The following is an 8,853-nucleotide window of genomic DNA, read 5'->3' as shown; positions in this document are numbered from 1 at the left end:
TGTAACCTATCTCTCCGGTACAAAGTGTTACCTATGTCTCCGGGTCGGACAATTTAGGGAACTGGCGACCCCGGCAGGATTCGAACCTGCGACCGTCCGCTTAGAAGGCGGATGCTCTATCCAGCTGAGCTACGGGGCCGAATCCGGACCCGGATGCGCGACTAGTGCGTCCAGGGCTGTTTCCGGTTGGCGTCGAAATTGGCACTATACGACTTTACAAGGCGTTTGCGCTCATGTGTCGGCTCGACGCGGAAGGCGATACCCTCGCGCTTGGCGAATTCGACGGCCTGCTCCTGGGTGTCGAATTCCATGCGGACCTGACCGGATGTGTCGTCGATGCTGGTCCAGCCCATCAAGGGATCTGCAGTGCGGTGGACATTTTCCTTAACGAATTCAAGCACCCAAGCTTTGGTCTTGCCACGGCCCGACGTCATCGCGCTCTTGGAGGGCTTGTAAATTCTCGCCTGCATCTGCCTGTCCCTGTAGGCCGCCTGAAAAAAATGGTCGGAGCGATAGGATTCGAACCTACGACCCTCTGGTCCCAAACCAGATGCGCTACCAGACTGCGCTACGCTCCGGAGTCCCGGTGTAATGATCGCGCCCGCCGGTGCAAGTCCTTTTCGCGGTTGCGAACAGTGATCAGCGCTTTTTCCGGGCCGGGCGCATCAGACCTTCCTGGGCAACGCTGGCCACGAGGCGGCCATCCTGGGAGTAAATGGAGCCGCGATTGAAGCTGCGCGCGCCGCCGGCATAAGGGCTGTCCATGGAATAGAGGTGCCAATCGTCAAACTTGATGGGTGCGTGGAACCACATGGCATGGTCGAGGCTGGCGGACATCAGCTCTCCGGTCATCCAGGAAATGCCGTGCGGGCGGTTGCCGGTGCCGAGCAGCGCCATGTCACTGGCATAGGCCATCAGGCAGTGGTGCAGCCACGGCGCCTCGTCGATCTCGCGGGCGACGCGGAACCAGAGATTCTGCTGGTCGCTGGCCTTTTCCGGCTTCAGCGGGTCCAGCGGATCGATTTCGCGCATCTCGATCGGACGGGGACGCAGGAAATGGCCGCGATGGCGCTCCGGCACTTTCTCGGCGAACTTGCGGCGCCATTCGATGCGGTCACCCAGCGTTTCCGGGCCTTGAACCTCAGGCATGTCATGCTGGTGGTGCCAGCCTTCTTCGACCACCTGGAAGCTGGCGGCGAAGTTGAAGATCTGCTTGCCGTGCTGGATCGCGACGACGCGCCGTGTGGTAAAGCTGCCGCCGTCGCGGGAATGGTCGACTTGGTAGATGATGGGCACATTCGGGTCGCCGGGGCGGATGAAATAGCAGTGCAGTGAGTGGCATGGCCGGTCTTCCGGCACAGTGCGATAGGCGGCCACGAGGCTTTGCGCGATGACCTGCCCGCCGAAAACGCGCTGGCTTTCCTCTTCATCCGGGCTCTGGCCGCGGAAAAGGTCAGTTTCGAGCCGCTCGATATCGAGCAGGGCCAGCAGATCGCCTACCGGATCAGTCATTCTTGTTTGCCTCCCATTGTGCACTGCAGCAGATACAGAACCGTGCCGCAGATGCAATCCCTGCCTGTTTATGGGCCTGTGTGCGGGCAAATCGATGAAATTTCAACGATTCCCGAACCGGGCCGTTCACCCTGTTCGATTACAGTGTGCGCTAACGACATTCTGGTGGTGTGCAAGGCGGTTGTCGATGAAGGCCCTGTCAAATCTGCAGCGAGACGCAAAGTTCCTGACGGGGGCGCTGAGCCTCCTGAAATGGACGAAGGGGATCTCGCCCGACAGCGATTTCCTCGTGCCGGATGATTTCGAGCGAGCTGTAGATGAGCACGAGATCCGCATCGCTTTCCGCTTTGAGGGCCGCCTGACGACCTATGCCGAGTTCGATGCCCGCGCGAACCAGTATGCCCACTGGGCGCTGCAGCGGGGCCTGAAGAAGGGCGACGTGGTCGCGCTGCTGATGGAGAACCGGCCGGACTATGTCGCGGCCTGGGTCGGCCTGTCGAAGGTAGGCGTCATCACGGCGCTGGTGAACACCAATCTCGATGGCGAGGCGCTGGCCTACAGCCTCAACATTGTCGGCGCGCGGAAACTGATCACCGGCACAGGGTTCGAGGCCGCCGTTCACACTGCGCAGCCTTATCTGGAGCAGCCGCTCGACGTTTGGTCGTTTAACAGCCCCGTCATTCGAGACATTCGGGCTGACCTGAAGGATATGCCCACACACCGTCCGACACGCCTGCGCCGTGCGGGCCTGAAGGGCAAGGATACCTGCCTCTTTGTCTACACGTCCGGCACGACCGGTATGCCAAAGGCGGCGAAGCTGACCCATGCACGGGTCCGCACGCTGATGCGCAACTTTATCGGCCCGTGTGAGATTACCCCAAAGGACCGGATCCTGGAGGCGCTGCCGCTCTATCACGCGACCGGCGGCGTCTGCGCCGTGGGCGCGGCGCTGATGTGCGGGGCGAGCCTGATCCTGGAGCGCAAATTCTCTGCCAGCCGGTTCTGGGACGAAGCGGCGCTGAATAGCGCGACCCTGTTTGTCTATATCGGCGAAATCTGCCGTTACCTGCTGAACCAGCCGGCGGGACCAGCCGACAAGGCGCACCAGATCCGCGGCGGTTTCGGCAATGGCCTGCGCGGGGATGTATGGGCACGTTTTGCAGACCGGTTCGGTGTGTCGGATTTCAAGGAATTCTACGGCTCAACCGAGGGCAATGTCAGCCTCCTGAACATTGACGGCAAGATCGGGGCCTGCGGCCGCATCCCGCCATGGATGAAGAAGCCGTTTGCCCATGTGGCCTTTGTGAAGCCGGACATGGAAACCGAGCAGCCGGTTCGCGGCGAAGACGGGTTCTGCATTCGGGCTGGCGTGGATGAAGTTGGCGAAGTGCTGGGCCGGATCGGCGACGACAACCGCACCCGGTTCGAAGGCTATACCGACAAGCGCGATACCGAAGGCAAGGTGCTGCACGATGTCTTCGAAAAGGGCGACATGTGGTTCCGCACGGGCGACCTGATGCGGAAGGACAAGGACGGTTATGTCTATTTCGTCGACAGGATCGGCGACACCTTCCGCTGGAAGGGCGAAAACGTCGCCACGAATGAGGTCGGCGAAGCCTTTTCACATATCCAGGGTGTGGAGACGGCCAATGTTTATGGAATTGCCGTGCCCGGCGCCGATGGCAAAGCGGGCATGGCGGCAATCACGGCGTCGGATGAACTCGACATAGCTGGCCTCCACCGGCTGCTGGCAGAACGCCTGCCGGGATATGCCATCCCGGTCTTCCTGCGCGTGCAGAAAGAGCCGGAGACGACCGGCACCTTCAAGTATCGCAAGTTCGAACTGGTCAAGGACGGGTTCGATCCGCACCAGGTGCGTGATCCGCTCTACGTCTACAATGCCGAAGAAGACCGCTACGAGCCGATGACGGAAGAGGTCTACAAAAAAGTCGTGAGCGGCGGTGGCCGGTTCTAGGCGATCCGGCCCATGCGCTGTTCGAGGCGTGTGGAGAACCAGGAAATCAGGCGGCGCCACAGTTCATCCTTCAGGATGGCGCCTTCGACATCATGGTCGATCGACGGGTTGTCATTGATCTCGATGATCATTACGCCCCGGTCGGTCTCTTTCAGGTCCACACCATAGAGGCCGTCGCCGATGAGGCGGGCGGAGCGCACGGCGGCGTCCACAATGTCCGGCGGGGCATCCTCGACGGCGACAGTCTTGAACCCGCCTTCGGTCGTCTTGCCGCCCGGCCCGTGCTTCACGATCTGCCAGTGGCCGCGCGCCATCCGGTATTGGCAGGCATAGAGGGGCTCGCCGTTCAGCACGCCGATGCGCCAGTCGAACTTCGTCGGCACGAATTCCTGCGCGATGACGAGCGCAGTCGTCTCGAACATGGCCTTTACGCCATCCTTGAGTTCTTCCAGCGTCTTGGCTTTCACCATGTTGGAGCCGAACGATCCATCCGGTGTCTTCAGAACGACCGGCGAGCCGAGCTTGTTGAACACGGCTTCCAGGTCTGACTTCTCGTCAAGGATCTCCGTCTGCGGAATGGGTAGTCCGGCCTTCTCCAGAATCTCTTTGAGATACACCTTGTTCGTGCAACGAATCATGGAGTGCGTGTCGTCGATGACGGGCATGCCTTCCTGCTCCGCCCGGCGGGCGAACTTGTAGGTGTAGTTGTTGATCTGCGTCGTTGCGCGAATGAACAGGGCATCGAACTCGGCGAGACTGGTCAGGTCCGAGGGCTCGATGATCTCAACTTCAACGCCCATCTTTGCGGCGACGTCGGCGAGGCGCTTGATAGAGGCTGGCTTCGACGGGGCAGTGTGCTTCTCGTTCGGATCCACCAGAACGGCGAGGGCCCACTTGGCGGGTGCCTTGGTTTTCGGCTCGCTGATCCGTCCGCTGGTATAGGACTCCATGGCGCGGAGGAAAAAGTCGCGCCGCTCGCCTTTCAATTTCTGCGGTGGCACCATCCGCACACGGGCGATGCCATGCGGAGCATCTGCGTCGAACTCGACCTCCAGCGCCGGTACGCGGAACCAGTCGGAGACTTCACGGGCGAGGCGTTCATAGCCAGCTGTTTCGGGCTTTGAGAACGCAACGAACAGGCTCTCGATTTCCGGCGCGCCCTTGGCACGGGCTTCGCGCAGGCGCTCGCCAAGGTCGGGCAGGGCGTGATTGTAGAGGCCCTTGGCCGAAAGCTCGACCATGGTCTGCACGCTGGGGCTGACGCGGTGGCCGCGCGCCTCGGCCAGAAGGGAGGCGTAATAGCCTTCCGACTGATAGCCATAGGAGCGGCAGAGGTTCAGGATATAGGGGCGCCGTCCGGCGAACAGGGCCGGCCTGGTGATATAGTCGGCGACGCGGAGCACTTTGTGCGGCGTCTCGGCTTGGGAAATATCGTTCGCGTTTTCAACGAGAATGACCCAGTCGGTCATGAATCTGCTATGCCTCAGAGTTGGATGGGCTTTTCCATCCGGGCTGCTGTTTCCCCGTCCGGATAGTAAGACGGTATTTGCGCCATTACGCGGAATCCGTGGCGTTCGTAAAGCCGGATTGCAGTGGCGTTGGATTGGCGGACTTCCAGGCGCACCCGGTTACAGCCCCGGCGGGCTGCATCGGCCTCCCCGGCGGTCATAAGCGCCGATGCGATGCCCTTCCCGCGGTGGTCTGGCGCGACGGTCAGCGAGTAGAGCCGGGCCACTTTCGTCCCTGTGCGGTAGAGGTAGACGGCCGCGCCGCAGATTTCGCCATCTGAAATAGCGACATAGGCCATGGACTGGCCGCGCAGCAGGCGCCGCCAGGTGCGGACAGGGAAACGATCGTCCTCGGGAAAGTTTTGCTCCAGCGCCACAAGGGCGGGGATGTCGGCTTCAGTCGCGGGCCGTAATCGGACGGCGGTCATGTGCGGACCATGTCGTCGCGGTGGACGATGGCAGGGCGGCCGCGATAGCCGAGAATGGTCTCGGTCTCGTCGCTCTGGCGCCCGGCGATGCGCTGGATGTCGGCGGCGGAGTAGGCTGTGACCCCGCGGGCGACGATCTTGCCGTCCGGCCCCTTGATGGCGACCGCGGCGCCCTTGTCGAAATTCCCGTCCACGCCGGTGACGCCGACGGCCAGCAGGCTGGCGCCGTCTTTCAGGGCGCGGGCGGCGCCCTTGTCCACCTTGATGAAGCCTTCCGGCTGCAGGTGTCCGGCGAGCCAGGCTTCGCGAGCGCGAGCGGGGGTTATGTTGGCGCGGATCAGCGTCGCCCGGGCGCCTTCGGAAAGGGCCAGCAGCGGGTGTTCACGGTTGCCGATCGTGATCACGGTGGAACAGCCTGCGGCATGCGCAATGCGCGCCGCCGCGAGCTTGGTGACCATGCCGCCTGAGCCGACCCCGGCCGAGGCATTCGCCCCGGTCGCCATGGCGTCATGCTCGGGCGTCAGTGCGTCCAGCACGTCGATATGCGTTGCGTCCGGATTGCTGCGCGGGTCAGCAGTGTAGAGACCGTCAATATCCGACAGGAGGACCAGCAAATCCGCGCCCATCATCTGGGCGACCCGCGCGGCGAGGCGATCATTGTCCCCGTAGCGGATCTCTTCCGTCGCGACGGTGTCATTCTCGTTGATCACCGGAACAATGCCGGCTTCCAGCAGGGTTTCCAGTGTCGCACGGGCGTTCAGCCAGCGGCGGCGGATTTCCGTATCGGTCGGCGTCAGCAGCGCCTGGCCGACGGTCAGCCCATGCGGCACGAAAGCGGCAGCGAGAGCGGCCATCAGGCGCGGTTGGCCGATCGAGGCAGCGGCCTGCTTCTGGTCGAGCCGGGCCGTGCCCGCCGAGCCGAGTTCTGCCCGGCCGAGCGCCACCGCGCCGGAAGACACGAGGATCACATCCTGCCCGCGTGCCCTGCAGGTGGCGATGTCGGCGGCCAGCTTCTCCAGCCAGGCATGACGGGGGTGCCCGTCCTCGGCGATCAGGGCCGATCCGATCTTAACGACGATGCGTTTTGCATGGGAGAGGGCGTCAGCTGTCATGGCGCGCAGCGATACATGAGTGCGGGCTTTGCCGGAAGAAAAAAGTCGAGCGTTGACAAGGCAAGCCGTTGCGCCTCAGTGGAGCCAAAAGAGAGGTACCCATGCCGCAGTTCAACATGATCCTGATCACACCCGAACAGGCCGCCGGTCACGAAGTGCTGGAGCACACGGCGGGCACGCCGCTGCGCGAAGGCGGAGGGGACGAGACCTATCGCTGCGGACGGTGCAAGACGACGCTGCTGGTGGATGTGGCTCATCATGATGCGCATGGCGTGATCGTGAAGTGCGGCAAGTGTGGCGCGATCAATACGGAACCGCACCATCACTAGGCCTTAAAGCGGCGTCCAGCTGTCGTCCGTGTCCGGATTCTCTTCGGCTTCCAGTTCAGCCTGGATGCCAAGGTGGCGGGCGATCTCGTAAAGAGCCTGCTTCACGCCCTGGCCGGTCACGCCCGAGATCAGCAGGGGCTTGCCCTTGTATTCGGTGGCGAGCTGCTTTGCCTGTTCCTCGACGAGTTCCGGCGTCAGCGCGTCAATCTTGTTGAGGCAGACGATTTCCGGCCGCTGTGCCAGTTCCTCGTCATAGGCTTCGAGTTCGCCGCGGATTGTGCGGTAGGCGCCGGCAACGTCGTCCTGCGTGCAGTCGATCAGGTGCAGCAGCACCTTGCAGCGCTCCAAATGGCCGAGGAAGCGGTGGCCGAGACCGGCGCCTTCTGCGGCGCCTTCAATCAGGCCCGGAATGTCGGCCAGCACGAAGCGCGTGCCGGGTCCGAGATCCACGACGCCAAGGCCAGGGTGAAGCGTTGTGAACGGATAGTCCGCGATTTTCGGGTGCGCCGCCGTCACCGCCGACAGGAAGGTGGACTTGCCGGCATTCGGCAGGCCGATCAGGCCCGCATCGGCGATCAGTTTCAGGCGCAGCCAGATCCAGGCCTCTTCGCCTTCCTCGCCCGGATTGGCGCGGCGCGGGGCCTGGTTGGTCGAGGATTTGAAGCGCATATTGCCCCAGCCGCCATTACCGCCTTGCGCGAGCAGCACGCGCTGGCCGACCTCTGTCAGGTCCGCGATGAGGGTTTCCTGGTCTTCCTCGAAGATTTGCGTGCCAACGGGCAGTTTCAGCACAACATCGTCGCCCTTCGCGCCGGTGCGCTGCTTGCCCATGCCGTGGCCGCCGCGCTTTGCCTTGAAGTGCTGCTGGTAGCGGTAGTCGATCAGCGTGTTCAGCCCCTCGACCGCTTCGGCCCAGACATCGCCGCCCCGGCCGCCATCGCCGCCATCCGGGCCGCCATATTCGATATACTTCTCACGCCGGAAGGAGACACAGCCTGAGCCGCCCGTTCCGGACTGAATATATACCTTGGCCTGATCGAGGAACTTCATGATGCTCTCTTACGTGTATCAGCCGACACGCGCCATGTCGAAATGGTCGACACGCTCGCCGCGGCCCATACAGAAAATGGGGCGCCGGTCGGCCTTCATGAACTGCAGCTTTTCAAGCACGCGGCCGGAGGCAGGGTTGTCCGCCAGATAGCCCGAAACAAAGCCGCGCTCGCCCCGTTCGCGCAGCCACTGGATCAGCGCGCCTGCGGCTTCCGTCATGATGCCTTTGCCCCAGGCAGCCGGAGCCAGCCAGTAACCGATTTCGAATGGCAGCTGCAGCTCGTCCCTCTCTGCGCCGACAATGCCGATCAGTTCACCGGCCTGTTCGATGGCAAAGATGTGTGCCGCATTCCGCTCCCGGCGGGCCGGATGCTTGGAGATCCATTCGGCAGACTGGGCCACCGTCTGGTGCGGCGGGATCCGGGCGACCATACGGTAGATCTTCGGATCATTCACCAGGTCAGTGATCGTCGGTGCATCGTCCACGCGGAGCCGCCGCAGGGCGAATCTGTCGGTCGTTATGGCTGCGCACATGCTGTGACTCCTTCCTGAGTCGTAAGCGGGCAGGGGAGGCATTGAAAAAGGGGGAGACAGTGGCCTGCCTCCCCCCGGAAACTGATCGTCTGGTGCGATCCGGCCACGTTCCCGCGGCCGCGCTGTCAGCCGCTATTCTGCTGCTTCCGCCACCGGTACAATGTTTACGTAGACGCGGCCCTTGGCCTTCTTCGCAAACTCGACCTTGCCCTCGGTGAGCGCAAACAGGGTGTGATCGCGGCCCATGCCGACGCCTTTGCCCGGCCACTTCTGGGTGCCGCGCTGACGCACGAGGATGTTGCCCGGGATGACGTGCTCACCACCGAACTTCTTCACACCGAGGTACTTCGGATTCGAATCGCGGCCGTTACGGGACGAACCACCTGATTTCTTATGAGCCATGGT

Annotated in this window: 10 protein-coding genes and 2 tRNA genes; 2 read left to right on the top strand and 10 right to left on the bottom strand. The window is 62.7% G+C overall.

Features of this window, described 5'->3' with window-relative positions; all coding sequences use genetic code 11:
• Positions 1–62: 62 nt before the first annotated feature.
• From HY17_RS10770 to HY17_RS10755, 4 genes are all read right to left on the bottom strand, one after another.
• Positions 63–139: transfer RNA gene (locus HY17_RS10770), tRNA-Arg, on the bottom strand.
• Positions 140–161: 22 nt separating this feature from the next.
• Complete coding sequence (locus tag HY17_RS10765) at positions 162–470, bottom strand: ETC complex I subunit (protein WP_034766499.1); 309 nt, start codon at positions 468–470, stop codon at positions 162–164.
• Positions 471–501: 31 nt separating this feature from the next.
• Positions 502–578 (bottom strand) — tRNA-Pro (locus tag HY17_RS10760).
• A gap of 61 nt (positions 579–639) precedes the next feature.
• Positions 640–1,512 carry an acyl-CoA thioesterase II gene (locus HY17_RS10755; protein ID WP_034766497.1) on the bottom strand — a complete coding sequence of 291 codons (873 nt, stop codon included), beginning with the start codon at positions 1,510–1,512 and terminating at the stop codon, positions 640–642.
• Between the two features lie 187 nt (positions 1,513–1,699).
• Between HY17_RS10755 and HY17_RS10750 the strand changes: the two genes are divergently transcribed.
• Positions 1,700–3,487 (top strand): long-chain-acyl-CoA synthetase, encoded by a 1,788-nt coding sequence (locus HY17_RS10750; protein ID WP_034766496.1) that lies wholly within the window; start codon positions 1,700–1,702, stop codon positions 3,485–3,487.
• Here HY17_RS10750 and HY17_RS10745 read toward each other — a convergent pair.
• The 3 genes from HY17_RS10745 to proB are packed head-to-tail and all read right to left on the bottom strand — an operon-like array spanning position 3,484 to position 6,544.
• The gene (locus HY17_RS10745) at positions 3,484–4,956 is read right to left on the bottom strand and encodes a RimK family protein (protein ID WP_034766495.1); all 1,473 of its coding nucleotides are present in this window, start codon (positions 4,954–4,956) and stop codon (positions 3,484–3,486) included. The two genes, HY17_RS10750 and HY17_RS10745, sit on opposite strands and share 4 nt — an antisense overlap.
• A 14-nt stretch (positions 4,957–4,970) precedes the next feature.
• On the bottom strand, positions 4,971–5,423 hold the full coding sequence (locus HY17_RS10740) for an N-acetyltransferase (protein ID WP_034766494.1): 453 nt from the start codon (positions 5,421–5,423) through the stop codon (positions 4,971–4,973).
• The gene (gene proB, locus HY17_RS10735; protein ID WP_369802194.1) at positions 5,420–6,544 is read right to left on the bottom strand and encodes a glutamate 5-kinase; all 1,125 of its coding nucleotides are present in this window, start codon (positions 6,542–6,544) and stop codon (positions 5,420–5,422) included. The genes HY17_RS10740 and proB overlap by 4 nt, the downstream gene beginning before the upstream one ends.
• A gap of 92 nt (positions 6,545–6,636) precedes the next feature.
• Here proB and HY17_RS10730 point away from each other — a divergent pair, with 92 nt between their 5' ends.
• Positions 6,637–6,864: a hypothetical protein gene (locus tag HY17_RS10730; RefSeq protein WP_034766492.1), complete on the top strand. Its 228-nt coding sequence runs from the start codon at positions 6,637–6,639 to the stop codon at positions 6,862–6,864.
• A 3-nt stretch (positions 6,865–6,867) separates the two neighbouring features.
• Here the strand turns inward: HY17_RS10730 and obgE are convergent, their stop codons facing one another.
• The 3 genes from obgE to rpmA form a co-directional block, all read right to left on the bottom strand.
• Positions 6,868–7,914, bottom strand: a complete 1,047-nt coding sequence (gene obgE, locus HY17_RS10725) for a GTPase ObgE (RefSeq protein WP_034766491.1) — start codon at positions 7,912–7,914, stop codon at positions 6,868–6,870.
• Between the two features lie 18 nt (positions 7,915–7,932).
• Positions 7,933–8,448, bottom strand: a complete 516-nt coding sequence (locus HY17_RS19430; RefSeq protein WP_051599971.1) for a GNAT family N-acetyltransferase — start codon at positions 8,446–8,448, stop codon at positions 7,933–7,935.
• Between the two features lie 132 nt (positions 8,449–8,580).
• A complete protein-coding gene (gene rpmA / locus HY17_RS10715) occupies positions 8,581–8,850 on the bottom strand; it encodes a 50S ribosomal protein L27 (protein ID WP_034766490.1) in 270 nt (89 codons plus the stop codon).
• Positions 8,851–8,853 lie beyond the last annotated feature (3 nt).

Source organism: Hyphomonas sp. CY54-11-8, from assembly GCF_000682735.1.
Taxonomy (GTDB): domain Bacteria; phylum Pseudomonadota; class Alphaproteobacteria; order Caulobacterales; family Hyphomonadaceae; genus Hyphomonas.
This window is presented reverse-complemented; position numbering and strand designations above follow the sequence as displayed.

Coding starts and splice junctions, on each gene's coding strand:
- obgE (WP_034766491.1), bottom strand. CDS start 7,914: ATGAAGTTCCTCGATCAGGCCAAGGTATATATTCAGTCCGGAACGGGC.
- HY17_RS10730 (WP_034766492.1), top strand. CDS start 6,637: ATGCCGCAGTTCAACATGATCCTGATCACACCCGAACAGGCCGCCGGT.
- HY17_RS10740 (WP_034766494.1), bottom strand. CDS start 5,423: ATGACCGCCGTCCGATTACGGCCCGCGACTGAAGCCGACATCCCCGCC.
- HY17_RS10750 (WP_034766496.1), top strand. CDS start 1,700: ATGAAGGCCCTGTCAAATCTGCAGCGAGACGCAAAGTTCCTGACGGGG.
- HY17_RS10745 (WP_034766495.1), bottom strand. CDS start 4,956: ATGACCGACTGGGTCATTCTCGTTGAAAACGCGAACGATATTTCCCAA.
- HY17_RS10765 (WP_034766499.1), bottom strand. CDS start 470: ATGCAGGCGAGAATTTACAAGCCCTCCAAGAGCGCGATGACGTCGGGC.
- HY17_RS19430 (WP_051599971.1), bottom strand. CDS start 8,448: ATGTGCGCAGCCATAACGACCGACAGATTCGCCCTGCGGCGGCTCCGC.
- rpmA (WP_034766490.1), bottom strand. CDS start 8,850: ATGGCTCATAAGAAATCAGGTGGTTCGTCCCGTAACGGCCGCGATTCG.
- HY17_RS10755 (WP_034766497.1), bottom strand. CDS start 1,512: ATGACTGATCCGGTAGGCGATCTGCTGGCCCTGCTCGATATCGAGCGG.